The sequence below is a fragment of the Pedobacter sp. genome, assembly GCF_045627485.1.
Lineage (GTDB): Bacteria > Bacteroidota > Bacteroidia > Sphingobacteriales > Sphingobacteriaceae > Pedobacter.
Map to the genome: position 1 here is coordinate 47,922 of NZ_JAZQNU010000138.1, position 26,983 is coordinate 74,904.

The following is a 26,983-nucleotide window of genomic DNA, read 5'->3' on the forward strand; positions in this document are numbered from 1 at the left end:
TATTTTCTATAAAAAACACACATTTAATAAAGATGTTCTATGAATTATTTAATCTGAAAGCAATCCACTTTAAAAATTGAAGATCTGACCATTATAAACCCCCTATTACACAGCTTTCTACGCCACTAACTGATCGCTAAACGAATTCCTATGCCATAACAATCAAATTCGAAGGTGATCAACCCGCATGAGTACTATTAATATAGATGAGTAAATCAAAGTTTTCAGAAATAGATAGCGGGGCTTTCAATATACCACCTGTAGCACCGATCATTCTCAACAACCTCTTTTTTAAAAAGAACGGCTGCAAAACGTCATGATCTTTAACAGCGCTCATGTCGATCATGAAATTCGGATTTTTAGACTGTTTTAAATAGTACGCATAGTCAATTTTTGAGGTTACTTCAGGGTAATAAGCTTTTTGGTAAACTCTTTTTCCTTTTTTTCTTACCGACACCGTAACTTCCCCCTTGTTAAAAGTAGTCGCAATGGCGAAGTATCCCGATCCATATTTCTCATATAAACGATTGCCCAGCGTATACCCTTTATAAATTGCTGTCTTCGACAAGTGACCATTATGTGCCCATAAGATCACATTTTTGCTGTTTGTATTTTCAATAATCCAGGAGGTATTCTCAGCCATATACTGATCACGGTGGCCAACCTTATACGCTAAATAATTGTTTGTTAATTGCGCCAGTAAGTTAACATAGTGCCTGTATAAAACATTATCATGCCGAAGCACATGCTGCTCAAGTTGTGGTATGATCGTTTTAACATCTTGAATGTCTTTCTTAGTTAAATCAGTATAACCTGTCTGTTTAATTTTCGTCAACACTTGCTTACATGCTTCCGGAAGATCACTGAATGAATTCAGAATGCTGTCGGATATATTGTTGAAGCCTCTGGCCTCGATTCCATAGAGATGAACCCGATCATCCGCATCCTTTGCTTGATTGTATTCCCTTAACCACGATAACATCAGCCTTGTTTCTTTTGTTAAAGGAAAGCCACCATATCCTGTAGTTATTTGATCTGTTTGATGATTGATATAATGATCAAGATACTGAACAGCCGCAAAGTCACTTTCGAATGCAATGGCTTTATAACCAAGTTCGGAAACGAGGAACCGGATCAACCTGTCTTTATATTGAAAAAACTCTTTGGTGCCGTGGGTGCCCTCGCCTAAAGCAACGATATTCCTATTTTTTAATCGCTGTTTTAGTATGCGGATGTCCGAAAAACTGCTGTCAGGGGATAGTGTTTCCATCGGGATCATTACTTCATTCAAACTGTTTACGATTCCTGTGGTAGCACCCTGCCTATTAGATTTTATAACATCCTGTTTCTGTGCATACAGGTTGAAGAATAGCGACAGGAAGGCTATTACTAGATAAATTTTTTTCATGGAGCGTTATTTGGTTAACCCAAGCTACATAAATAATTTCAATAGGATGATAACTAACAGCTATCCCCAGGCATTTATTAACACAAATGCATTAACATTCAGCAGCTTACGCTAAGCCAGTCACGATTATAGGTGATTTAAATCATTTCTTATGCATGCTGACAATCTTATCTTTGGCGAGCTCCGTATTCTGTATTAAAGACCAACTAGAACTAAATTGAGTTTTATGGATATTCCAATAACATCATCATATAATGATAACTTTCAACAACGGTTTATCAGGAAGCATTTGGAATTAGCAGACATTAAGGTTAATGGAACTAACCCAGGAGACATTCAAGTTAATGATGACCGGTTCTATAAAATTGTATTTCAAAATGGGTCCCTTGGACTTGGCGAATCTTATACTGCAGGTTTGTGGGATTGTATATCGCCAGATATTGCCTTATACAAGCTTTTAATTGCTAACATAAGCCCATATAAACATCAATCTATTAAAATATTATGGCATAAGATAGTAGGCTGGTTAGTAAATGAACAATCCATTAAGCGTGCATTACAAAACATTCATAAGCATTATGATCTTGGAAATAAGCTTTTTGAAGCAATGCTTGATAAACGAATGATCTATTCATGTGCTTATTGGAAGGACGCAAACACGCTTGAAGAGGCACAGGATAATAAACTGGATCTAATTTGCAGAAAACTCAAGTTGGAAGAAGGGCAACGCATATTAGATATTGGCTGTGGATGGGGAGGCTTTGCAGCCTTCGCAGCGCAAAAATATGGCGTAGAAGTGGTTGGAGTTACCTTATCTAAAGAACAGGCCCAACTAGCAAAAATAAAGTATGCACATTTGCCAGTAGAGTTCCATTTACAAGATTATCGTAAAATACGTGGTCAATTTGATCGGATTGTATCTATCGGAATGATGGAGCATGTTGGATATAAAAATTATAAGCAATTTATGCAAGTGGTAAACGATGCATTAAAGGATAATGGACTTTTTCTTCTGCATACAATTGGTTCCGATATCTCTACAAAACGCACCGATCCTTGGATACATCGATATATTTTCCCAAATGGCATGATGCCATCTTTAAATCAGATCACTAAAGCGGCTGAAGGTTTGTTTGTTACTGAGGATTGGCATAACTTCGGTTCATTTTATGACCCAACATTAATGGAATGGCGAACCAGATTTAAAAAGTCTTGGCCAGAGCTACGCCAAGACTATGATGAAACATTCTACCGTATGTGGGATTATTATTTATGTTGTAGTGCCGCTTCATTCAGAGCAAAAAAAAACCATCTCTGGCAATTTGTCTACTCTAAACCAGGAAATCAAAATCTCTACATCCCTGTTCGCTAATAGGTAGTACAACCCATACGCTATTCTAAATCTGCTCCCGATAGCAACACTGGTAGGATTCGCATGAAATATATTATCCTCCGGATCTTTGTATTGTAAAAAAGGTATTCTTGGTTTCTTTTCTGTAAATAGCTAAAGTAGCTTTTATATACCTATGAAGTAATGGATGACTTACTTCAGACGGACTGTGAGCGCGTGCAGTAAACAAACTGGAATTATTTTGCAGAAAATCAAAGTACATCAAAGTTCCATCCAGAACTATTCTGTTTTTATTACCCTCTTGATTTTCGAGTTCTGCCATTGATGAGCTGAACAATTCCCTCAGGAGCTTCTCATATGCTGGATTTTTAGTATTTAATATAATAACACTGTCGATATCATAAACTGTATAAGCATTATTAATTGAATCAGCTTTCTTAAAAAGATTAACATGCCTGTCGTTTTTTAAGTCATAGGAATCCAAACTATAAATCGTTTTTCTCGTAGCCAGATAATTACTGTCTAACTCCAATGTGTGGTTTGAAACACTGTCCTTAGATTTAATTTTGATTTTAATCTGATTTTCGAAACATGAAGTTTCCACGAAATACTCAAAACCATAGCCACTACCTCTTGCATGCACAGTGATGCGCTTTCCGGAAAGGTCCTGTGAAAACACGGAATCAATACTGATAAAAAGAACAATAAATGTCAACATTAAATGTTTCATAGGAGCGTCGTTGATTTGTTTTGCTTAAAAATAATAGCAGCAGAGTTAATTTTGATTCTCAGTAGAGGATAAATTTACTTTTTTCGCGTAATATTTCACAATGTTATTTTTCACAAGAAGTAAACAACTCAAATTGAAATTTCTTAATGGTAATCCGTATCCCCATATCACTAAATCATTCTCATCCAATGTATAAACTATATAATCATCAATTGTAGCGTAAAAACCCGTATCCTCGTTTAACTTTAAACAAACCTTAACCAAATCAAACCTTTATGAAGCACTTACTTTTACTGGTCATTGCCTTTTCCCTCCTTTCCTGCACCAAAGAAGAATTACATGGACCCAACCAACTTAAAAACGGACAAGTAGTAGAACTGCTCGTAAACCATAACTATGCCTCAACCGAAGACATCCTTTTGCAGTTACCCAATAAAGTACCTGCAGGTGCCTCACTTATGGGATTTGAAGAGCGTCAGCCTGGTTATTCCTACCGGGTAAAAGCCAGGTTTGTATTTACAGAAAACCCACCTCAAGATGGTTCAGCTTATTGGTTTGAATTTATGGATATCCTTGATAAAAACCAGTATACTGGGCATGATGCTTTCCAACTTGAACTCATCCAATCCCACGTTCCTGGCGGCCCAACTTTATTACTAAACAAAAAAGGAAACGATTACTTTTTCAAGTCAGAAAAAGTACAACTTACCCCAGCCAATGAAACTATAAAAGCCCAGTTGGAAGAGATCTGGCAACACGCACAATCCCTTCGTGAAAATCCGGGTCAGGCTCAGCTCCCAAAATGGAAATCAATCAAAGCAAACGTTAGTCACGACAAACAGTATTTTGGAAAAGCTTACCTAGTTCAAAACATACATTTTGAGCAATAGAATAATATTTGAACAGCTTAAAGGTTTGGCGATGAATACACTTCTTTACACCTCGTTAAGATTGGTTTGTAACCTTGCTTTTGCATTTCTCACATGCGCTAAATGATGCTCACCATGCCAGGCATAAATTCCAATATTGGTTTTTAACGATATGAGCTCTTGCGTTTCCGGATGCTTAAACTGGCGATCCAACTGTTCGTCCGATAAATTCCTGAGTAAGCAAACCCATCTTTCATGCAGCCCATTTAGCAGCTTCAATGAGCTTTCAACAGGAAATTTTTTCGTGTCAGGCAGTTCAGCCCAACGATCTTCTTGGTATGGCTTTATGGTTGGCGTATCTTCTGTTAATGCCAGCTTAAACCTGATCAGGCTGTTCATATGGCTGTCTGCACAATGATTAACCACTTGTCTGATGGTCCAGCCGTCTGGCCGGTATTGCTGCTCCAATTCCTCTTCAGAAAGCCCGCGAACTTCCTGACTTAATTGTTGGGGAAACGCTTCGATACTTTTAATCCAACGTTCTATTTGCGCATTTTCAATGATTGCTGGTTTTTCGAATTTACCAATGGGGTACTTTAGTCGTTCGTGGTTCGTCTCCATATTTAAGTATCTTGTTTAGGTAGTCTTTTGCACCGTTATGCCATTCTGTATTTAGTTGGTGTCACCTCCGTATGTTTCCGAAAAAAGTTATTAAAATGCGCTGGCTCTTCAAAACCAAGGCAGTAACTGATCTCCGATATGTTCCAGTCCGTATGTTTCAGCAAAGCCTTCGCTTCCCGCGCCATCCTGCTTGCAATATAAAAGCTCGTGGTTTTACCCGTGGTTTCCTTAATGGCCCGGTTCAGGTGGTTCACATGCACAAAAAGCTGGTCAGCATAATCTTTTGCTGAGCGCATCCGCAGCCTTTGCTCGGGCGATATGATGGGGAACTGCCGTTCCAGCAACTCTGAAAACACAGCCGTAATCCGTGCATTGGCATCGGTGTGCTGCGTCAATCCCTCTGCAGGCTCCAATTTTAAAGCATAATGGATCATCTCGGTCACATAGGTCAGCAACAGGTCTTGTTTGTATTTATAATCTGACCCCGTTTCTTTGATCATCTTTTTGAAAATCAGCGAAACCTCCTCCTGCTGCTGGTCATCAAGCAGGTAACAAGGTTTTCCACCGATGGAAAACATCGGAAGCTCATTCAAACTGCCCCTTAATTTTTCCGTATAAAAGGCTTCTTTAAATATACAAAAGAAGCCTTTATTGTTACCCTTTACACATTCCATTTTATAAGGCACCCGAGGGTTAAAAAACAGGAGTGCTGTGCCCTCAATCTTTATTGTTTTATCGGCATAATGATACAAGTTGGTACCAGAAACCAGGCTGATTTTAAAAAAATCCCGACGTGTATACTCCACCGTAGAATTCCCTTCGGGTGTACTGATGTCTTCCATCACGAACACATTGAAATCGCCGATGGCTTTTTGGGCGTCCCCGGATATACCTACAAATTTATGTTTGTAAAATTCTTCCAGCGTTTCTGTTCCTGTCCTCCTGTTTTTTGCCTCCATCAGTTTGCTTGCGTTTATGAATTGGTGTACCTTCCTGAGTGCCTTTTAGTTCCTGCATGGATAGCCTCCTTCAAAATTAAAAATATTCCTTCAATTAATGAACAGGTGTACTAACCACTGCATCGAAACCTGTCGATTTCCCAATAGCTGCAAATTGCTCCATTTCTTGTTGTACCGCAGCTATTTTAGCTTCCGCAAGTGCATAAGCATCCTCACCCAGAAATAAATGAACTGGAGGGTTTTCCAGACTCACCAGTTTAATCATTGCCGCTGCACCTTTTTCCGGATCATTAGGCTGGTTTCCATTGATGTCATGCTCATGGGCATCCTGTACAGCGCGTACTTTCTGGTATTCTGCCATCTGATTGGCCGGCACATTTAAAGAGGTCTTGCTGAGGAAACTGGTTCTGAAATAACCCGGCGAAACCACCGTTACCTTAACACCAAAGTCTTTCACTTCTTCTCTTAAGGATTCAGAGAAACCATGTACCGCGAATTTTGTGGCGCAGTAAATCCCAAATCCTGGAAAGGCGCCGGTAAAACCACCAATAGAAGCGATGTTTATAATATGTCCCGAACCCTGACGGCGCAGGTGTGGCATGGCTTTACGAATTACGTTGAGCGAACCAAAAACATTGACCTCGAAATTGGCCCTGCTTTCTGCATCTGTTAATTCTTCCAATGCACCTGTTAAGCCGTATCCTGCGTTATTCACCACAACATCCAGCTTTCCAAAGTGCGCAATCACCTGGTCAATGGCGTTGCCCACACTGTCTTCATTACTGATGTCTACCGACAGTGGCAAAAAATTATCATTATCCCCAACCGCATCGCTAAGATCTTCCACGCGCCTTGAGGTGGCGGCCACCTGTTGCCCCTGTGCTAATAATTGTTTGGCAAGTGTTAAACCTAAACCTTTTGATGCGCCGGTAATGAACCATACTTTTTGATGTGTTATTTCCATGATTGTTCCTTTTAATTAGTGTAAAACATTTAATTAGTGTTAAACAAAGGTAGATCCTGGTGCGATGGTCCGTTTGCAGCGAACAAATGAATACTTGCAAAATTCAAACAATTGGTTAAGCAAGGCTCGTTCAACACCTTTTCAAATCTTCGTGCCTATGATAAAAAACAAAATAAATAAAGACCAGTGTAAAATGCATCAGATCAACACGAAGCGAATCTTTTAGACATACGGATTTTGTTAAAGGAAAATTGTAAGTTTAAATTAATGAGGAAATTAAAAAATATATTAAGGCTAGTTTTTTTTGCCATCTTTTTCATTGTAAATCAGGGTTTAGCACAAACCCGGATATCAGGAAAAGTTGAAGATGCCGAAAGTGGACTTCCTATTGCTTACGCCACCATAAAAGTTGATGGGAAAGAATTAACTGTTACTAATTCAGAAGGGATATTTACGCTTAGCGCCCATAAAAACTCCAGGATTATCGCATCATATTTAGGATATCAGGCTGTAGAAATATCAAATCTGAAAATAGATCAGCCCATAGCGATCAAACTCCAGGCAACTCAGGTCAATCTCGATGAGGTTAACATCACCAGCAATCCCTCCAAGTCTATTATGGATTCTGCCTATAAGAAGGCCTTAAATAATGCGGGCAACCGACATTATGCCAAAGCCTTCATCAGACAATTGTCTTCCTTAAATGATCAATACACGGGGGTAAGTGAAAGTTTTTTTGATGCTCAATACAGTAATTTTGCAATCCTTGGATGGAACCCTACGCAATCAAGATCTTCAAAGTCAAAAAAAAACGTCCCGCTTTCAAATTTTAATTTCATCAGTTTCGCATCCGTAGGCTACCTCTCCTCTTCTGTCTTTGCTACGCCTTTAGGAAAGAACGCCTCAGAATTTTACAACTATAAATTACAAGGTTACATCAAAGATGGTGAAGATGAAATCGCTATCATTGAATGCCACCTGAAGAATAAAAAGATCCAGCCGAAAACGATGTATTTTGAAGGCCGTTATTTTATAAACACAAGTAGCTATGATGTATCCAGAATAACTGGCTTTGTGCGAAATTTCAAGATTACTAGTGGTGGACCCGTAAAACTGGAAATTGACGACAGTCCACTGGAAGCCATCTATACTAAAAGTAATAACGGCAACCATTACATTCTAAAATATGCTAATTTGGATGTTAATGCAAAAATTAAATATGCAGGACTACTTGGCGGCGGCCATTTAAGCTATAACTCGCAGGTATATATGCTCAACGAGCAAGCTGATCTTTCAAAAATTACATTTTATGCGTTGAACCTGACGGCCAATGACGAGGACATCTTAAAGGAGGTAAGTTATGATCCAAGCTTCTGGATGGATAATCCTGTTATCAAAAGAACCCCATTAGAAGATAAAGTCATTGAAGATTTTGAAAAGAAGAAGTTGATTGGGAATTATTTTAATAAGCATGGGCTATGAAATGATAGTGGCTATACCCCACCAAACATAAAAAAGCCAGGGTTCCGCTTCGTTCGAATAGGTTCCCTGGCTTCATTTCAAATAGCCGTAGCTATCTAAAAAACATCAAATCGTTCCTCCATTGATATTTATGGTATGCCTGATCTTTTCAAACCAGTTTATACACGTTTTATGTAATTTCTTTTTCCCCGTTCCATAGAACCGTTCAAAGTTTTACATGCTGATTAGGCAGCTCATGATTTCACCTGGTTTCTCAACTAAGTTACTCTTTTCTTCGATTCTCCGTTGCGTCGAATCTTAACATTGCTTTACCTGCGAATCATCCTCACCCTCGTGCCCTTGGGCCATATGGTATCATTGGATGTAGTCTTTCAGCTTATCAAGGTACTCCGTATTTGATATATCTAATATACAGCTAATTAACTATACATGTCAAGTTTATTTTAAAATAATTATTAACACTTTATTCACCCTTTTTCCACGTGTTACCAACGGGTTCTACACCTGTTACCAACATAGTTTTACCCTGGTTATCCACAGGGTTATCCACATTTATAACCATACTATTCTTCACAATTTGCTGGATCAAATATAAATTTACTCCTGTCAAAACGGATCGGCTTGTCTTTTGCAAAGTATGATCTACCTATGTAAGTCTCAATTACCCCTACCCCTAAGGTCAGCTTGCCATCTTTCTTTAGAAAAGCCAATGGGTTTTTATATACGGTTGGATTTTTTGTTCCTATTTTAAACGTGTAATCCACAAATAACGTGTCGCCACTATACTTCCCTTCCAGGGTACCATCATTTTTACCTTTTTCATGATAATCAATCACTAAACTCCCCGTCACCTTACCATCATTACCAGTGAATAGTTTAAGGGTAGCTTTATCATTGGAATCAACCGCAACATAACATTCAGCAGTTGCCAGAGAATCTGTTTTGGCTGCATCAATATCTTTAACCTTTTTGCTATCGGTATTCTGACCGCAACTGGCGAATAATGCGGAAGCGCAGAGTAATGTAAATAGGACTGGATTTTTCATATTTATGGTTTTTAGTATACTGATTAAGTTAACAATTTTTTTTGGGATTAGTGTTTATTATGATCGCATTGTGCGCTAAAAGAAAATTAATAGACACGACAAATGACCTTTCATTTGCAAGGGGGTCTCTAGGGGGTTGGTTCGCCCTCTCTTCGCCCTTTCGTCGCCCTCTGTTCGCCTACAGACGATACAACCCCCTAGCGAGGGCGGGTCAACGCCAAAAATATACTTTAACAATTATAAGTTTATGCAAACATTTTAACTTATATTACATATTAAACAAACTTATATTGCTAACATAGAAAACACTTATCATGGGACTATTACCAACAGGCATACTCGGCGAGATCAATGGATCCGTGGGTCCGGTCGTTACCTACCTCTTAAACGGCCAAAATGTAATACGGGCAAAAGGAAAAGGGTCTACAAAACCTCCTAGCCTTGCCCAGCTTGCCAACCGTCAGCAAATGAAAGTGCTGACCGTATTTTTTAAAAAAGCGACTAAATTTTTGAAACGGGGATTTGGACATTTAGCGCTTGGCACTAAACACAATTACCATAACCTGGCCGTAAGTGCTAACAAATCAACAGCAGTGTTGGGTGAATATCCTGAACAATATATTGATTATGGAAAGTTAACCTTAAGCAAAGGTGAATTAGCAGAAGCTGTACATCCGGCCGTAGAACGTATGGAAAACGGGTTGAAGTTTACATGGGACTGTCCGCCGAGTCTGGAATTCAAATTTCACACCGATCAGGTGATGATGCTGGCGTATTCGCCTTTACTGAACAGGAGCGTATGCATTGATAGCGGCGCCAAACGCAGAGCGGAACAAGATGTGTTACCAGTGAGCTCTGATTTGTTAAAAGAGCAGCTTGAAGTATACATCAGTTTTGTGTCTGACGACAGACTTCAAGCTGCAGATAGTATTTATTTGGGTACTTTAAGCGCTATTTAAGGCTTATAGTCTAAACCCATATTGTAAAGCATAAATGCCCATTTATCGGCTGTTTCTTCAATGGCTTTATCCATTGGTTTGCCCGCGCCATGACCGGCATTGGTTTGAATGCTGATGAGCACCGGTGCAGGTCCACCCTGTTTTTCCTGCAGCGTTGCAGCAAACTTAAAGGAATGTGCCGGCACTACCCGATCGTCATGGTCTGCAGTGGTAACCAATGTAGCAGGGTATTTTACACCTTGTTTTAGGGCGTGTACCGGTGAATAACGATAAAGGTAATCGAACATCTCTTTTGAGTCTTCTGAGGTACCATAATCAAAACTCCAGCCTGCTCCTGCTGTGAACTTGTGGTAACGCAGCATGTCTAATACACCTACCGCAGGGAAGGCAACTTTAAACAGCTCTGGGCGTTGTGCCATAGTTGCCCCCACCAATAAACCACCATTAGATCCGCCACTAATGGCCAGGTAATCTTTGGAGGTGTATTTATTGGCAACCAGGTATTCTGCTGCAGCAATGAAATCGTCGAAAACGTTTTGTTTCTGCATTTTAGTTCCGGCCAGGTGCCATTTCTCACCATACTCGCCACCACCACGTAAATTTGGAACGGCGTATACAGCACCTTGTTCCAGTAATACCACCACAGAGGTGTTAAATGCAGGGGTTAAACTTACATTAAAACCACCGTATCCATATAATAAAGTTGGGTTTTTACCATTTAAGGCCAAGCCCTTTTTATGGGTGATAATCATTGGCACTTTGGTTCCATCCATTGAGGTATAGAACACTTGTTTACTCTCGTATTTTGTAGGATCGAAATCTACATTGGTCTTTTTGTATACTTCAGATTTCCCGGTTTCTACATTGTATTTAAAGATGGTGGTTGGATATACATAAGAAGTAAAGATGTAATACAATTCTTTCTCCTCTTTTTTACTGCCAAATCCATTTGCGGTACCAATGCCTGGAAGCTCAACAGTGTGCTCCAGTTTACCATTGCGGTCATATTGCAGCACCATAGAAACGGCATCTTTAATATAATTAGCAAATATTTTACCGCCACCTGTTGATGGGTTTAATACGTTTTGTGTTTCTTTAATAAGTTCTTTCCAGTTCGCTGGTGATGGCTGTGCAGCATCAACGGTAACAATACGTCCGTTGGGAGCATTTAAGGTGGTATAAATGATAAGCTTGCTTCCATCGTTATCCAATACATAATGTTCCTTATCGAAATTATTTACCACAGGAACTATTGGCGAGTCAGGCTTACTTAGATCTTTGATATAAAGCTCATTACCTGATGTAGAATTGGCAGCCGTGATGATTAAGAAACGCTCATCTTCAGTTAAACCTGCACCAATATAACGGCGTGGTGTTTTCTCGCCTCCAAAAACCAATTGGTCATCTTTCTGGCTGGTACCCAGCTTGTGATAATATAACTTGTGGTATTGGGTAATTCCGCTCAGCTGGCTACCCTCTGTAGGTTTGTCGTAACTGCTGTAATAGAACCCATCATTACCATGCCAGGCGATGCCTGAAAACTTAATATAGGTTAGCGTATCGCCTATGATAGTTTTATCTTTAGTATTCATGACCACAGCTTTGGTCCAGTCAGATCCTCCTTCAGAAAGCTGGTAGGCCAATAAACTTCCATCTTTAGAAAAACTGGTCCCTGCAAGTGAGGTTGTGGCATCTTTGGAAAAAGTATTTGGATCAAGGAATACTTCGGCTTCTCCGCCGTCTTTCTGGCGGTAAAGCACACTCTGGTTCTGCAAGCCAGTATTCTTGTAGAAATAAGTATAACCACCTTCTTTGAAAGGTTGTGAATACTTCTCATAATTCATCAATTTCGTTAAGCGGTCTTTGATCGCCCCCCGGAATGGAATTTGAGAAAAATATTGTTCACTAACTTTATTCTGAGCGGTTACCCATGCTTTGGTGGCTTCAGACCGGTCGTCTTCCAACCAGCGGTAGGGATCGGCAACGGTGGTGCCAAAATAGTTATCTTTTACGTCTCCTTTTGTTGTTTCTGGATAAGTCATATCAGCTTGTGGTGTTGTATTACTCATTTGTGCTTCCGCAAAAACTGGCAACATTGCGGCAAGTAACACCAAAGTATTTTTTAACGGTTTTTGCATATTTAAATGATTTAGCGATCAAATTACAAAAAATGAATATTCCAAACCAGTTTAATACCTAATGAACCGCTTATTATGACAATAATAAAACCAGATTTAACCATTAATAAATTTTACAACATAAAGAAACGTGCCAACAATAAATCTTATATTTAAGTAAATAAGCAAGATTTTGTTCGCAATTCTCACTACCTTATTTGCCATTAGCTCCATCTTCAGCTATGTCAACGCCCGATGGATAAAGTTACCGGGGGTAATCGGCGTGATGCTTTTATCTATATTTACTGCGGCGATTACGGTATTTGCTGGCAGTCAAATTCCCCAACTCACCAAACTGATCACTAATCTGACTGCATCTATAGATTTTTCAGATACGCTATTAGATAGCTTACTAGGCTTTCTGCTTTTTGCCAGCGCCCTCCGCTTTGATGTAAAAAGCCTCACCTCTAACTTAAAGGACGTCATCCGCATCAGTACGGTAGGCGTACTGATTTCCAGCGTGATTTTTGCCGGATTGTTTTACTATGCAGCGGAGTTTATTGGCCTTGATATGCCATTTTCCTACTGCCTCGTATTTGGCGCCCTGATATCACCTACCGATGCCGTGGCCGTGGCTGCTTTACTAAAACAAACAAAGATGCCCAAAAGGCTGGAAACCATTATAAATGGAGAATCGCTGTTTAATGATGGCAGCGGTATCGTGCTGTTTATCACATTTCTTGGAATGGCTACCAAACCGGATACAAGCTTCTCATGGCAGCATGTTGGGATGTTATTTGTACATGAAGTTTTTGGAGGTCAACTTTTTGGCCTGGCCTTTGGCTGGGTTGCCTTGAGGATGATTCGTAGTATAGAGGATTCGCAAACCACCGTAATGATTACTTTTTCCCTGGTGATGCTTCTCTCCTTATGCGGAAGTTTATTTGAAATTTCTATACCACTGGCTGTAGTCGCCGCCGGATTATTGATCGGTAGCAGGCCCTTAAGTACAGATCGGGAATCAAAGCTGAGCGATTACCTGAATGACACCTGGAAGTTGTTCGATGAACTGTTAAACACCATCCTTTTTGTACTCCTTGGCCTGCAAATGGTTTCGGTTTCTTTTAACAGTATGTATTTTTTGGCAGGAGGTATCGCCATTATTATTTTACTCCTGGCCCGTTTGCTGAGTATCATGCTGCCAATAATTCTGTACAGACACTCCTTACAAGTAAAGTATAGCAGCATTTTCATTTTAACCTGGGGCGGACTTCGGGGTGCCATCTCTGTCGCACTCGCCCTTTCCCTGCCCCCTTCGCCCTACAGTGCCCTCATTTTAACAGCTAGTTTCTGTATCGTAATATTCTCTATCGTTGTACAGGGCCTAACCTTGAACAAGGTGGTAAATAAATTGGTTTAAAAACGTGGAGGGCTGCATAAATTGTAATTATATTACGTAATTTTTATTGCCTGAGCCACTGGCCAAATTCATAACCTTCTTTACCAATTAATACGAGGATAATCATCATAACAGCACCCAGTGCGAGCTTTTTGAAAAGCGTGTGTTCGATTAAATGTTTCTTTTCCATGTTAATGTATTTGAATACAATATATATAAAATTGTTCATTTGTTATTCCCAAAAGATATGGTACAACCAGGAGTTATCTATTAACGCGGGCGCTTAAGTGTGTACCAAACATGTGGAGTACCATCATATTCGAAGGTTCCCTCATTGACAAAGCCACATTTCTCCAGTACATTTCTGGAAGCACGATGACCGATATCGGCAATGGCATAAATGACAGGAAGTTTTAAAATGCTAAACCCATAAACAATGGCTGCTTTTGCGGCTTCGGTAGCATACCCTTTACCCCAGTGCCGTTTAATAAAACGGTAGCCTAAATCGTGAAAATTCTGGTGTCCATTGATACTTTCGGTAATCAACTTAAAAGCGCCCCAACCCACAAACTGGCCACTTTCTTTCTCAATAATAGCCAGACGACCAATGCCATTCTCTATGTACTGCTGGCGGATATGATTGATATCTTTGATGGCCTGGCCCAGATTTTCTATAGGGTGTTGCCCTAGAAACCGATGTACGTCTGGATCTCCATCCATTTCAAAAATGGCCTCAGCGTCATCAGACATGATCTCCCGGAAATAAAGTCTGTTGCTTTCAAAAATCATATTTATCGGTATTCAGATTTATATTCAGGCATCTTCACGTATGTCGCATCAATAATCACTTCCTTCATCCCTGTTTTGGTAAGCAATGTTCTCTTCATCTTCATCCTAATCTTATCATTTTGAAAATACGCCTCCTGTGGTGGATACCAGCCCGTAACTGCATCATCTGTCTTCTTTTCTATTAGCAGCTGATTGTTATGCTCATCGAAATTCATCTTAGCGTAAACGGCTTTCTCATACCAATAATTGGATGGAAACTGCCGAGTGTCTTGTTCCGGCCACAACATATAAAAATACATGAATGTGGAAGTAACTTTGATTTCAATGTTGCTATTTTTAATGTTCGGAATCTCTCTAATCATATCGTTTAATGCTACCCCATCCTGATTTAGGTCGACAGCATTACTTGTAAATGCGCTATTCAACAGGTAAATCCCATCTATTTTGTGATGGATAACTTTATTCTGATCAAGAGTTTCTTCTTTTTTGCAAGAGATCATAAAAACAGAGAACAGCAGGGAGAGCAGTAATTTATGCATTCAACAGGAGCTTTAATTAAACAAAAATGGCTATGGAACTACAATATAAAAAAGATTTATAAGATCAGTTAATTAATCCTTCCCCTGCTATCGTTCACTTCTTTGTTTTTAAACCTCGATTCTTTGATGTCTCCAAAAGCATACTTTAAACTCAGGCCAATTTCCCTGACATCAGCGTAATAGACTCCCCTGGCCACAACATTATGGGTTGCAAAATTTTCCTTACTTTCTGTGGTACTGAGTATGCTGTTGTAGCTTACCGTAGCCGTTAGCTTTTTAGCAAAGGTTTTAGATATGGCGGTGTCTATGGCGTACATGGCATTTTGGTCAAATACACCGTCATTTCTTTTTGAAATTGCCCAACCTGACACCATCAAGGTATAACCCGCCGGTAGCTGTAATTGGTTGTTGGAATAGACATACAAATAGGGTTTCATTTTATTAGAACGGGCAGCAGGGTCTTTAACTTTACTGGCAGCGCCTGTAAAGGTATTGGTACTCTTCCAGATTTTATACTTGAAAGGCACCGTCACCAAAAGATTAAGTCCGCTTTCTGACTCATAATTGGTGTTAATCATGCGAAGTTTCTGATCATTATTATCAAATTGAATTGCATAATACACCGGATCGTTTGCCGTATAATAACTCAAACTCAATGAATTGTTGTTTAACTGAACCGTTGCGGCAAGCTCCTGTTTAATGGAGGGGTTGATATTGGTGTTGTTTGCCCATTCAAAGAAAGGGTTTATATAGATCGTTAACTGGCTTAATGCTGCATAATTTGGCCGCGTGATGGTTTTTGCGTAACTCAGGCTCAGGCTATTGGCATCGCCCATTGGCAAACTAAGTGAAGCCTTCGGAAAGAAGTCGGTGGTATTCTTTTTCAGCAGCAGCGATGAAGAACTGCCCGTTCCCTCATTATCGGCATGTTCCATTCGCAACCCAGCGGTATAGGTCAACTTATTCAATTCTCCTGAAAGTTGCGCGTAGGCTGCATATAGCCGTTCGCCATATTCAAAGATAGACTCGGTTTCATTGGTAGGGTCATACTCCGTTTGATTCAAACCCGACATGGATGTCGCCACTGATACACTGGTTCCAATATCCAGCTTCATTTTAGGCTGAAATGTTTTCTCGAAATCTGCCCTTCCTGTAACCACTTCTGCACCATAATGTTGCAACCTTTTGTGGTTTAGGATGGCTTCCGTGTAATTATTGTTGTTATAGACAGTATTGCTGACGTCATGTGCAAATCGCGCATATTGTGCGCCAAGAAACAATTGTCCACCCAGATTTTTGAAGTTCTTATTAAAATTTAGGTTGGCATTAAAAAGTGGGCGGGCACCCTCGTTGTTATTCAGGGTGTAGATATGGTCTAAAACCCCCAGTTGCATGATCGTAGAATTGGTGGTATTGACAAAATCACCGTCTTGGTAACGCTTGTTAACGTCGGCCGATAAGTAATCGGTTTCATTAATATGGTAATAAATGCCTCCATTTAAAATGGTCTGTTTGCGCGTACCGATCGAATAAACCCTGTAATTACTTGCGATATTTTGTTCGGGAATGCTGAAATCATTGCCATTACTCTCCCACAGGTTCTGGTGATTATATTGCAAGCCTCCTTTAAATTCCAGCTTATTCTTTTTAACGTTTACCTGCAGGCCATTTCTTGTGTGAAAATACCTTTTAAACGAGTTGGTTGTCGACAAACTTACTTTTGAACCATCCTCTTTCCGTTTGTTTCTGGTGATTACAATGACAGATCTCCCCTCGGCTTCGTATTTGGAGGAAGGGTTGTGGATGATATCTATCGTTTTGATATCGGAAGTAGACAGGTTATTAAGGTCGTTAACGATAATTCTCTGGTTGTCGAGATAAATCAGCGGTTCACCACGACCAATGATGTTAATATTTTCCTTGTCGTTACTAAGCTGCACCGTGGGAAGCTTTGACAGCAGCTCTACCACACTCGGAATTTGCGAAAAGAGGGTATTTTCGATGTTGACCTTAATATTTCCTTTATTGTTGTAAAACGTTTGCTTGGAGCCAGATATTTGAACCTCCTTCAATGGAGTTCCGTCTTTTGGTATCACAGTGCAGCTATCGGGTTTAGCGCTAAGCGATTTTTCCGGTTTTTCTTGCGCAAACACACTTACAAACAGCATACTGCACAAAAATAAAGTGAACATCAAACAAGAAAGAGGCCCGGTAATGGCGACTGGTTTAGCGAGGATAGGTTCAGGCTTACACATGGGTTAAATAGTTGGTTTGCAAGTGCTAATGTAAATGATTAGCTGCAGCTATTTATTGTTCTCGCTTATTTTAACTTTCTTTAACATAAGCAGAAGTTACCTAACACTCATTACCGTGCCCCTTGTTATTCTGCACCATGGTGCGGTTTTTTATCGAAGCAGTTTCTACGTTTTCCAGGTTTCACCAATAGGTATATACCAAGTCCCACACAGAACAAAGCAAACATATGGGGCGTTAACGACACCGCTAATATATTTTGCAGGAAGTTTAAACCACCTATAAAAACTAGAATCATCCAGGCGCCTGCCTTGAAATCTTTGCGATAACCAAGTAGTAAGCCAATACCCAATATTATGGTAGACCAGTTAAATACCCAGAAAGGCATCCAAAATCCCAGGTTGCTTGCTAAGGATAATAATCCAACGGCAAGGAATGAAACTCCAAGGATAAAATAGGTTTTCGTTTTGTTGTTATTTAGCGTTTCCATAATCTTTTTTCTTCAAAACTAGGGTGGAAAAGCAGGTTCAACAAGGTGTAAATGGTATGTTAGGGTTTAGGGGCGGTAAGTGGGCTGTTTATGCCGGTAAACTATTGCCCTTTTGGAATCAGATATATACAAAAAACAGGCTGTTCCTTGCAACGCACTTGAAATCAATAAAAAGTGCGATGCAAAGAACAGCCTGTATGCTAATAGCTATGTTGAGCTACTAATAACCTGGGTTTTGTGGGGTCAGGTTAGGATTGTTCCGTAATTCGGCAGTTGGTAAAGGAAATAGCAGGTGTTTTTCTGCCAATGCAATGGATGGATTATCAGGAAAACGATGTCCAACAAAGTTGTCAAAACCATTAGTAGTTTCGTTATACACTTTTCTCAAACGCACCATGTCAAACCAGGTAATACCTTCATAACACAGCTCGTGCCAGCGTTCGCGCCATACTGCTTCTTCAAATGCGGTTTGCGACAAACCGCTAAGTGTAGGGATCTGGGCACGTGACCTGATGGAATTGAGGGCGGAATAAGCCTGTGCATTCGGACTTCCGTCAGCACGATTCTGTGCTTCCGCATAGATCAATAACACATCGGCATAACGTATTTGTGGCCAGTTCATGTCAGACTGGGTGGTTCCCGGAACTCCCGATGTACCATGCGCCACCACATCAAAGTGTTTATAGATATATGGTGCATTTAGTTGTTTCAAAGCTCCGCTTCCACCATCATAATAGGAAGTGTAAAAGAACCCCTCCCGATCTTTTGCACGCAGATCGCCTGGTTCATAGGAATTGTAAAACTGAACGGTTGGAACCGTAGATCCAATTTCATCACTCCACGCCGACACATTTTTAAAGTTAGGTAGTAATAACTGCTGCATTGGGTTACCAGCTATCGTAGCCAGGTACTGGATCTGGAAAATATGCTCTTCCTGATTTTCTCTCGCTACATTATGCAAGTCATTGTAAGTGGCGAATAAGGAGATGCCACTGTTAGTGATCACATCGAGTGCTTTATCTCTTGCCAGAGCATAGTGGCTAGCGCCTTTGTTTAAAGGGAAACCCGCCATGGTGAGGTAAACCTTAGACAATAAAGAGGAAACTGCTGCGCGACTTGCCCTTCCGGTTTCGTCCTTCCATGGAAGGCCAGCGTTTTCTGCCTGGGTAAGGTCATCAACAATCAGGTTGTATATTTCCTCGGAGGAGGTTCTTGTTGGCAGAAAATCGGGTGAATTTGCTTGCTGTGGCACCGTAACCAAGGGTACATCGCCATATAAACGTACCAGGTAGAAATAAGCCCATGCACGTAAAAATCTGGCTTCTCCAAGAATTTGTGCCTTCCTGGCTTCATTCATTGGGCTAATAGCAGGAACTTTGTCCAATACCAAATTGGTTTGTGCAATTACGCTGTATAATCCGTTCCACCAGTTACGCACCAGCAGGTTATCACCATTGTATTGCAAGCCGATTAAGTTATTTAAATCGGAATTTTGCCCTGTTTCTGTCCGCGCTGTTCCGGTTACTACCTCCAGCATGGAGAAATTAGCCACAAAAATACCTGCACCATTACCAATGAAACGAGTTTGCGCATACGCAGCGGCAACTGCGGCTTCCGCATGTTCTGGCAGGGTATAATAGGTATCAGGCGATAAATTTGAAGGGTCATTTTCTTCCAGGAATTTCTTACAACCCGTTCCCAGCACCAGAAGTGCCATCAAGAACAAGGTATGAAGCTGTTTTATGTTATATTTCATGATCTTAATATTTGAATGGAAAGCTGATAAATTATAAACCAATATTTAGTCCCAGAAGATAGGTAGTTGGCTTAGGGTAGTCAAAAAACGTTTGGCCCTGAGCAAAAACATTGCTATAAGTGGTTACTTCCGGATCGTTACCTCTGTATTTGGTGATCAGAAAGAAATTCTGCACACTTCCATATACACGTAACCTGCTTACTTTCAGTTTCTGGCTGATGTTGGTTGGGAAAGTGTACCCGAGTAACAAGTTTCTGCCACGGATGAATGACCCATCCTGTAACCATCTTGTATCAACATTGGTTACATAACCTGCACGCGTATCCCGGATAGCCGCAATTGGTGTATTCTGGTTTTGTGGCGTCCAGGCATCAAGAACTGATTTGTAACTGTTGGCAATACCCACACGGTCTTCGGCAGAGTGTGTACTCATATCTAATACATCGTTTCCGTAAGAAAATTGCAGATCTAATAAAAGCTCGATAGTTTTGTATCTGAAATTATTCACAAACGATCCCCAACCCTCCGGGTTATTGTTACCGATGATCATCCTGTCGGCGTCGTTAATCGCATAATCGCCATTTACATCCAGGTATTTAACATCTCCCGGCATCAACGGCTTACCACCCCTGTAACTGTATTTGGCAGCTTCTTCACGTTCGGCTTCAGACCAGGTGCCCAAACGGGTTAAGCCCCAGAAGGAACCAACGGATTCACCCACCCTGATGATACCTGTTTCATTGGTAAATCCAGGGTTACCCAGACCAAAAATATCTGCTGGGGTAGCCAGCTCCAACACTTTGTTTTTATTAAAGGAAATGTTGAAAGTAGTGTTCCAGGTAAAAGTATCGTTATTAATATTTACGGTATTCAACGCAAACTCTAAACCCTTGTTTTCCATACTACCTACGTTTCTGGTAATCGAACCGTAACCACTTGATGTAGGTACAGGGGCTGCCAGCAACATATCGGTTGTTTTACGGTAATAGACATCGGCTTCGATATTTAGTCGGTTGTTAAACAAACCAAGTTCTATACCTATATCAGATTGTCCGGTTTTCTCCCATTTTAGATCTGGGTTTGCCAGCCTGTTAGTTCCAACACCGGTAATCCGGGTATCGTCAATAATGGCTGAATAACCTGTGCCTAACAAAGATAACGAGGCATAAGTGTTAATCTCAGCGTTACCGGTTTTACCATAACTACCACGCAGCTTCAGGTTGGAAATGATTGGGTTGTCTTTCAGGAAATCCTCCTCTGAAATTCTCCATGCTGCAGCAGCTGACGGGAAGAAAGCATATTTGTGATTGGCACCAAATTTCGATGAACCATCGGCACGGCCAGTGAAAGTAAACAGGTATTTATCATTAAACACATAATTTATACGACCGAAATAAGAGTTAAAGGCAAATCTTGATCTTCTGGATCCGCCAGGAAGTGGTTTACTTGCAGAACCCAGGTTGTTTGGCCCAAAATAATCGGTTGAAAAATTCTCTCCACTGGCATCAAAACCGAAAATATTAGTCTCTTGCCACGATAAACCCAGGGTTGCATTAACGGAATGTTTTTCTGCAAAGACTTTATTATAGGTCATGTAATTTTCGAAAGACCAGTAGCTTTCACGGTTGTTATCAAGGAACGTCCTTCCACGTTGGTCGAAAGAAATACCATAGAGTCCACGGCCATTGTATTCATTACGTCCGCGGGTTACAACGTTTGCACCTAACACACTGCGTAATTCCAGTCCCTTAGCCAGGTTAATGTTCGCGTAAACATTACCCAATGCATTTTGGGTTTGCAACTTATATTGTCTGTCTGTTAAGATGTGTACCGGATTGGACCCACCCTCTGCACCTGGGTAATTCTGGTTGTCAGCCCAGGATCCGTCAGGATATTTTACTGGCAAAAAGGAAAAACTCTCTGTAATCATCCTCACCGAGTTTAATCCTCCTGTACCAATATCGATCAGGTTTTCATCCTGGTTGGTGTAGTTTAAACTACCCCCTACTTTAACCCATGGTTTGATTTGACTTTCCATGGTGAACCTTCCAGAATAACGTTTGAGGTAAGAATTTAGCAATAAACCATTATCGTCTCGGTAGTTAACAAATAGACCAAAAGTGGTTTCTTCGTTACCTCCGGTAAATCCGAGCTGGTGATTCTGACTCAGTTTGTTCTGGGTAGATTCTTTAAACCAGTCAGTATCGTATAGCGGGTTGCCACTTGCATCAAATAGTAGTGGTAACGACAACCTTTTTATCCTGGGGTCGGTGTAGTTACCGGCGGCAAAACCTGCAGGATCATATATGGCTGCATTTTCGTAAGCCAGGTTCTCTGTTTCAATATATTCGCGTGCATTAAGCATTTCCACACGTTGCGGACCAATGGTAGGTACACTGAAATCTACATCATAAGATATGCGTCCTCCTTGAGCACTCCCTTTTTTTGTGGTAATGAGGATAACCCCATTTGCCCCCCTGGCACCGTAAATGGCAATAGACGAGGCATCTTTCAATACCTCTACTGAAGCAATATCACCAGGGTTCAAAAAGTCGATAGCATTAGAGTTCTGTGTTTGACTACCTACTGGCAAAATGATTCCATCTACTACATATAGGGGGTTGTTAGTGGTGTTAATGGAGCTAAATCCACGGATACGCACATTGGTTTGTCCGCCTGGGCGACCAGAGTTGGTATTCACCTGCACGCCCGTAACACGGCCTGCAAGCGCCTGGTTCAAGGATGCGGCCGGACGTTCTGCCAGTTGTTCCTGTTTAACGGAACCTACGGCACCCGTTAAATCCGACTTACGGCGGGTACCATAACCCACCACCACAATATCGTCTAATACCACGCCTTCAGCCAGAGGCATAAGCACGGTTAATGGTTTTTCACCTGTACCAGCATTTCGGGTTTGTGTGATGTAACCAATATAAGTGAATGTGAGTTGTTCGTTGGCACTGGGTACTTCAATCACGAACTTCCCGTCATTGCCACTCACAGAAGAACGGCCGGAAGGGGAAGCTTTGATGCCGACACCGGGAATTGGCTTGTTATCTTCATCGAGCACGATCCCGGTAACACGGATCTGTTGGGCCTGAAATGGGGCGTTAAAACTGCTTGCAGCATGGTACTCCATGCTAACCCCTGCCTTGGCTGTGGCGGGGGTTTGATTACCTATCAGCAAGACGACAGGAATACCTGTACAAAGTAATTGTTTAATGTTCATAAGGATACGATTGGTTAGGTTGTATAATGTAATGTGTTAACAAGATCTGATCATGGTGCAGCAAGGAGCTCCGTTTGTTGCTTGCAGCATTTTATTAAAGCATTTAGGATTAAGTATAGTAAACCGTTTTACTAATTAGGGTAAGACTTGTGCTTTTCGTCATCATGTTTGATAATATTAATGGATATTAATTCTGAAACTTCTTCAGTTTTTTGCTGAAAAGCCCCCTAAACATATTACTGATACCGATAGTTGTACTTATCAATATTAAACAAAGTATGTATCAAATACAAAATTATTGTTCAAAAAAAAAGCCGGCTCCAATGGCTGGAACCGGCTTCGTTTCAATAAGTTAAAAATAATTAGTTATGTGTAATTTGATTTACTCTGATAGCACTGGCTGAGTTACCTGTTACAAAAACTGTATAAATTCTGTCAGGTAAAAAAGCGGCCAGGTTAAAAGTTCCTAAACTGGTAGTTTGTCCGGATTGGTAAACATTTAATTCTAAAACACCTGGAGCAACAGTCATGAAATCACTAGCGTTATCTCTTGATAAGTTAACTACCAGGTTGTCGCCGTTACCTCTGCGGATGTCTACATTGCCTGGGGCAGCATCACTTAAATGCACAAACCTAACTTTGGCTTGGCCGGATGCAGGTGCAGAAAGGTCGTCAGAAAATGTTTTAATCCTTGCCGACTGGCCATCGCCTGCTAAAAATACGGTGTAGCGCGTTCCATTGTCAAAATCAAAGTTGTCTGTAGCGACAGGTGATGTTGCACCCTCATTTTTAAACTCTGCGGTCAACCTTTTGCCAGACGCCGTCGTAATGTAATCGCTTGCCTCGCCGAAGGATAGGCCGTTCGCTACTATTGGCGTGTTAGCCAGGAAAAACCCCTGGTCACTTGAACTCTGGGACGCATTTACTACTTTAACTTGTGCAGTTCCTGTTTCGTCTACGTCATCTTTTTTGCAAGATGTCAAACCCGTTGTTAAGGCTAGAATCGATAGTCCAGCTAGTACATTCTTTAATAATGATTTGTTTCTCATAGTAATAAATTTTTAAAGTAAATGTGGCAATAGATGTGATTACCGGTAGACACAAGGCAAAAACCACTCCCAATTAATTAATTATTCAGTGTTTTTCTTACAAAGACATCGATTTGATGCAATTTATCACCATGCTTAATCTTTGAAAATTGAAACGAAAAACGAGCGGTCATTTTAAAAGTATTGGCTTTTCTAAGGTCCATTTTTTGTATTTTGTGCTTTTAAATTTGAATATGAAACACATCATTAGAAGATCAACGGTAGCTTGTCTGGCCTTTGTACTTGCGGTAAACCTGGGTTGGGCGCAAACTGAAAAAGCACATACAGCACCAGCAGACATACAATACCGCGCTTCTGCACCTAAAATAAACGCATTGGTGCATACTAAATTAGACGTTAAGTTTGATTATGCTAAAAAACAACTTCATGGGAAAGCCTGGCTTAACTTAAAGCCATTCGCCTACCCTACCGACTCCCTAACGCTTGATGCCAAAGGCATGGACATTGCCAACGTTTCGTTAGTGAATGGAAAATCATTACAAAAACTGAAGTACACTTACGACCAGCAGCAGCTTAAAATACAGTTGGGCAAAATGTACAAACCAGAGGAGCCGTATACGGTTTTTATTGAATACACGGCCAAACCTGAAGAGTTAAAGGCCAAAGGAAGTGCGGCCATTACCGATGCCAAAGGCCTTTACTTTATTAATCCCGACAGTACTGTTGCTGGTAAACCTGTACAGATCTGGACACAGGGTGAAACCGAGGCTTCTTCGGCCTGGTTCCCTACCATCGATAGAACCAATCAGAAAACCACTTCTGAAGTCAGCATTACTGTACCATCTAAATATGTCACCCTTTCGAATGGCAAATTGGTAAGCCAGGTGAAAAACAGCAATAATACCCGCACTGACACCTGGAAAATGGATCTTCCACATTCCCCCTATTTGTTTATGATGGCCGTGGGTGATTTTAAAATCTACAAAGATAAATGGAGAGATAAAGAAGTAAGTTATTACCTGGAACCTGCATATGCACCATATGCCAAGGAAATTTTTGGTAAAACGCCGGAAATGATGGAATTCTATTCGAAGCTTCTGGGTGTTGACTATCCATGGAATAAATATAGCCAGGTGGTGGTTCGCGACTTTGTTAGTGGTGCCATGGAAAACACCACAGCAACTCTACACGGCGATTATGTACAACGTACCCCTCGTGAAATGCTTGACGAAACCTTTAGCCAGGCAGAAAGCACCATTGCGCACGAATTATTTCACCAATGGTTTGGTAACTATGTTACCGCAGAAAGCTGGAGTAACCTCACCGTAAACGAGAGTTTTGCTAACTATGGTGAATACCTGTGGGCGGAGCATAAATATGGTAAGGATGTAGCCGATGAACATAATTACGAGGACCTCACCAATTACCTGAGTTCTGAAAAGGACGCCAACAAAAAGCTTGTACGTTTTGACTATGATGACAAAGAAGAGGTTTTCGACCTGGTATCGTACCAGAAAGGCGGTCGTATTTTACATATGTTGCGTAATTACCTTGGCGATGATGTATTTTTCAAGGGCCTGAACCTTTATTTGAAGCAGAATGCATTTAAAAATGGCGAAGCGCACCAACTACGCCTGGCCATGGAGGAAGTAAGCGGGAAGGATTTAAACTGGTTTTTTAACCAGTGGTATTTCCAGGCTGGACACCCCAACCTTGACATCAGCTACAACTGGGATGAAGCTACAAAAACGGAAAAAATAACGATTAAACAGACGCAGGGTGGACAGGTATTTACCTTACCCATGGCAGTTGATGTGTATGCTGGCGGACAAAAGAAACGCTATCAGATTGTTGTTAATAAAGCCGAGCAGACTTTTAGTTTTCCATCTGCTGTAAAGCCAAACCTGGTAAACGTGGATGCGGATAAGGTATTGTTAGCCGAAAAAAATGACCATAAATCGTTAAGCGAGTTTGCATTCCAATATGCAAATGCCCCCTTATATAGAGACCGCCTGGAAGCTGTACTGGCTGCTGGTGCACAAAAGAAAGATCCGCAAGCCGTTAAAATATTACTTGCAGGTTTGAACGATAAATTCTACGGCATCAGGATTGCCAGCTTGCAGGGCTTAGACTTAACACAACCTTCAGTTGCTGCTGCTGCGTTTCCAATCATTGAAAAACTTGCCGTAAGCGATCCGAATACATTGGTACAGGCACAGGCCCTGGCAGCTTTGGCTTCGAGAAATTCGGCGGCAGACTTGCCTATTTTTAAGAAAAGTTTAGAAAGCAAATCGTATGCGGTGCAAGGCGCAGCCTTGATGGGTTTAGCCCTTCAGCAACCCGAAGAATCGTTAACTATTGCAAGGGTGCTTGAAAAGGATAACCGTAAAGCTTTAACGGAAGCCATTGTAAATGTATATGCTAAATTTGGTACGGATAAAGAACTGCCTTTTGTGAAGGAGAAATTTGAAGCTGCCGGCACTAATGAGCAGGTTCAGCTCATTCCAGCTTATATCAACATTCTGGGGAAAACAAACGACCCTAAGATGATCAGAGAGGGCGTCGATGCAGTAAAAGCGATAGGTCTGAAATACAAGGCCTATGGCGCCAACAGCTTTGTGAGCAATTTTTTAACACAGCTAAAACAGCAGAAACAGGGCGATCAAGCCAGTTTAACTTATATTGATGAAGCAATCAAGGAACTGAGGTAGTCATTATTTTCATTACACACAACGGCCGGTCATTACACAAATGATCCGGCCGTTTTTATTATAATTCCTTTTGCAATTGAAAGAAGTACTGAACCGATTTTACCAGGCGGCTACCGTACCAGGAAAACATTTCCCCGTCAACCAGCCTCACTTCCGTGTAAGGTAATACTTCCTGAATTTCCTGAATATGTTTTTGGCCAAAAGGATATGGTTCTGATGAAGTCGGAGGCCAAGCGGTCTTAGGAAGACAATAGAGAGGGAC

21 protein-coding genes and 1 pseudogene are annotated in these 26,983 nt (G+C 40.9%); 6 read left to right on the plus strand and 16 right to left on the minus strand.

What is annotated here, in order from left to right; translation table 11 throughout:
- Positions 1–178 precede the first annotated feature (178 nt).
- Positions 179–1,408: an erythromycin esterase family protein gene (locus tag ACR2F3_RS10835; protein ID WP_432709992.1), complete on the minus strand. Its 1,230-nt coding sequence runs from the start codon at positions 1,406–1,408 to the stop codon at positions 179–181.
- A gap of 226 nt (positions 1,409–1,634) precedes the next feature.
- Between ACR2F3_RS10835 and cfa the strand changes: the two genes are divergently transcribed.
- Positions 1,635–2,780, plus strand: a complete 1,146-nt coding sequence (cfa, locus tag ACR2F3_RS10840; protein ID WP_432709993.1) for a cyclopropane fatty acyl phospholipid synthase — start codon at positions 1,635–1,637, stop codon at positions 2,778–2,780.
- Between the two features lie 73 nt (positions 2,781–2,853).
- Here cfa and ACR2F3_RS10845 read toward each other — a convergent pair whose 3' ends face one another.
- On the minus strand, positions 2,854–3,489 hold the full coding sequence (locus tag ACR2F3_RS10845) for a hypothetical protein (RefSeq protein WP_432709994.1): 636 nt from the start codon (positions 3,487–3,489) through the stop codon (positions 2,854–2,856).
- A gap of 275 nt (positions 3,490–3,764) precedes the next feature.
- On the opposite strand from ACR2F3_RS10845, the gene ACR2F3_RS10850 reads away from it, so the two are divergent.
- A complete protein-coding gene (locus tag ACR2F3_RS10850; protein WP_432709995.1) occupies positions 3,765–4,379 on the plus strand; it encodes a hypothetical protein in 615 nt (204 codons plus the stop codon).
- Positions 4,380–4,424: 45 nt separating this feature from the next.
- On the opposite strand, the gene ACR2F3_RS10855 is transcribed toward ACR2F3_RS10850, so the two are convergent.
- From ACR2F3_RS10855 to ACR2F3_RS10865, 3 genes are all read right to left on the minus strand, one after another.
- The gene (locus ACR2F3_RS10855) at positions 4,425–4,979 is read right to left on the minus strand and encodes a YfiT family bacillithiol transferase (RefSeq protein ID WP_432709996.1); all 555 of its coding nucleotides are present in this window, start codon (positions 4,977–4,979) and stop codon (positions 4,425–4,427) included.
- Between the two features lie 35 nt (positions 4,980–5,014).
- The gene (locus ACR2F3_RS10860) at positions 5,015–5,938 is read right to left on the minus strand and encodes a helix-turn-helix domain-containing protein (RefSeq protein ID WP_432709997.1); all 924 of its coding nucleotides are present in this window, start codon (positions 5,936–5,938) and stop codon (positions 5,015–5,017) included.
- 94 nt (positions 5,939–6,032) lie between these two features.
- Positions 6,033–6,902 carry an SDR family NAD(P)-dependent oxidoreductase gene (locus ACR2F3_RS10865; protein ID WP_432709998.1) on the minus strand — a complete coding sequence of 290 codons (870 nt, stop codon included), beginning with the start codon at positions 6,900–6,902 and terminating at the stop codon, positions 6,033–6,035.
- Positions 6,903–7,169: 267 nt separating this feature from the next.
- Here ACR2F3_RS10865 and ACR2F3_RS10870 point away from each other — a divergent pair, with 267 nt between their 5' ends.
- On the plus strand, positions 7,170–8,384 hold the full coding sequence (locus tag ACR2F3_RS10870) for a carboxypeptidase-like regulatory domain-containing protein (RefSeq protein ID WP_432709999.1): 1,215 nt from the start codon (positions 7,170–7,172) through the stop codon (positions 8,382–8,384).
- A 563-nt stretch (positions 8,385–8,947) separates the two neighbouring features.
- Here ACR2F3_RS10870 and ACR2F3_RS10875 read toward each other — a convergent pair.
- A complete protein-coding gene (locus ACR2F3_RS10875; protein WP_432710000.1) occupies positions 8,948–9,430 on the minus strand; it encodes a hypothetical protein in 483 nt (160 codons plus the stop codon).
- Positions 9,431–9,744: 314 nt separating this feature from the next.
- On the opposite strand from ACR2F3_RS10875, the gene ACR2F3_RS10880 reads away from it, so the two are divergent.
- On the plus strand, positions 9,745–10,389 hold the full coding sequence (locus ACR2F3_RS10880; protein ID WP_432710001.1) for a DUF6266 family protein: 645 nt from the start codon (positions 9,745–9,747) through the stop codon (positions 10,387–10,389).
- On the opposite strand, the gene ACR2F3_RS10885 is transcribed toward ACR2F3_RS10880, so the two are convergent.
- Positions 10,386–12,527 (minus strand): prolyl oligopeptidase family serine peptidase, encoded by a 2,142-nt coding sequence (locus tag ACR2F3_RS10885; RefSeq protein ID WP_432710002.1) that lies wholly within the window; start codon positions 12,525–12,527, stop codon positions 10,386–10,388. The genes ACR2F3_RS10880 and ACR2F3_RS10885 overlap by 4 nt on opposite strands.
- A gap of 172 nt (positions 12,528–12,699) precedes the next feature.
- On the opposite strand from ACR2F3_RS10885, the gene ACR2F3_RS10890 reads away from it, so the two are divergent.
- Positions 12,700–13,926: a cation:proton antiporter gene (locus ACR2F3_RS10890; RefSeq protein WP_432710003.1), complete on the plus strand. Its 1,227-nt coding sequence runs from the start codon at positions 12,700–12,702 to the stop codon at positions 13,924–13,926.
- A gap of 43 nt (positions 13,927–13,969) precedes the next feature.
- Here the strand turns inward: ACR2F3_RS10890 and ACR2F3_RS10895 are convergent, their stop codons facing one another.
- From ACR2F3_RS10895 to ACR2F3_RS10930, 8 genes are all read right to left on the minus strand, one after another.
- Positions 13,970–14,095, minus strand: a complete 126-nt coding sequence (locus ACR2F3_RS10895) for a hypothetical protein (protein WP_432710004.1) — start codon at positions 14,093–14,095, stop codon at positions 13,970–13,972.
- An 80-nt stretch (positions 14,096–14,175) separates the two neighbouring features.
- The gene (locus tag ACR2F3_RS10900) at positions 14,176–14,694 is read right to left on the minus strand and encodes a GNAT family N-acetyltransferase (RefSeq protein WP_432710005.1); all 519 of its coding nucleotides are present in this window, start codon (positions 14,692–14,694) and stop codon (positions 14,176–14,178) included.
- A gap of 2 nt (positions 14,695–14,696) precedes the next feature.
- Positions 14,697–15,233 (minus strand): hypothetical protein, encoded by a 537-nt coding sequence (locus tag ACR2F3_RS10905; protein WP_432710006.1) that lies wholly within the window; start codon positions 15,231–15,233, stop codon positions 14,697–14,699.
- A 68-nt stretch (positions 15,234–15,301) separates the two neighbouring features.
- Entirely contained in the window at positions 15,302–17,488 is a 2,187-nt protein-coding gene (locus tag ACR2F3_RS10910; RefSeq protein WP_432710007.1) for an outer membrane beta-barrel protein, read from the minus strand.
- Between the two features lie 125 nt (positions 17,489–17,613).
- Positions 17,614–17,976 carry a LiaF transmembrane domain-containing protein gene (locus ACR2F3_RS10915; protein WP_432710008.1) on the minus strand — a complete coding sequence of 121 codons (363 nt, stop codon included), beginning with the start codon at positions 17,974–17,976 and terminating at the stop codon, positions 17,614–17,616.
- A gap of 220 nt (positions 17,977–18,196) precedes the next feature.
- On the minus strand, positions 18,197–19,732 hold the full coding sequence (locus ACR2F3_RS10920; RefSeq protein WP_432710009.1) for a RagB/SusD family nutrient uptake outer membrane protein: 1,536 nt from the start codon (positions 19,730–19,732) through the stop codon (positions 18,197–18,199).
- A 31-nt stretch (positions 19,733–19,763) separates the two neighbouring features.
- A complete protein-coding gene (locus ACR2F3_RS10925; protein ID WP_432710010.1) occupies positions 19,764–22,961 on the minus strand; it encodes a SusC/RagA family TonB-linked outer membrane protein in 3,198 nt (1,065 codons plus the stop codon).
- Between the two features lie 362 nt (positions 22,962–23,323).
- Positions 23,324–24,010, minus strand: coding sequence for a DUF4397 domain-containing protein (locus ACR2F3_RS10930; RefSeq protein ID WP_432710011.1), 687 nt, complete (start codon positions 24,008–24,010; stop codon positions 23,324–23,326).
- A 233-nt stretch (positions 24,011–24,243) separates the two neighbouring features.
- Here ACR2F3_RS10930 and ACR2F3_RS10935 point away from each other — a divergent pair, with 233 nt between their 5' ends.
- A complete protein-coding gene (locus ACR2F3_RS10935; protein ID WP_432710012.1) occupies positions 24,244–26,721 on the plus strand; it encodes a M1 family aminopeptidase in 2,478 nt (825 codons plus the stop codon).
- A 58-nt stretch (positions 26,722–26,779) separates the two neighbouring features.
- Here ACR2F3_RS10935 and ACR2F3_RS10940 read toward each other — a convergent pair.
- Positions 26,780–26,983 (minus strand): annotated as a pseudogene (locus tag ACR2F3_RS10940) (hypothetical protein); the annotation flags it as partial.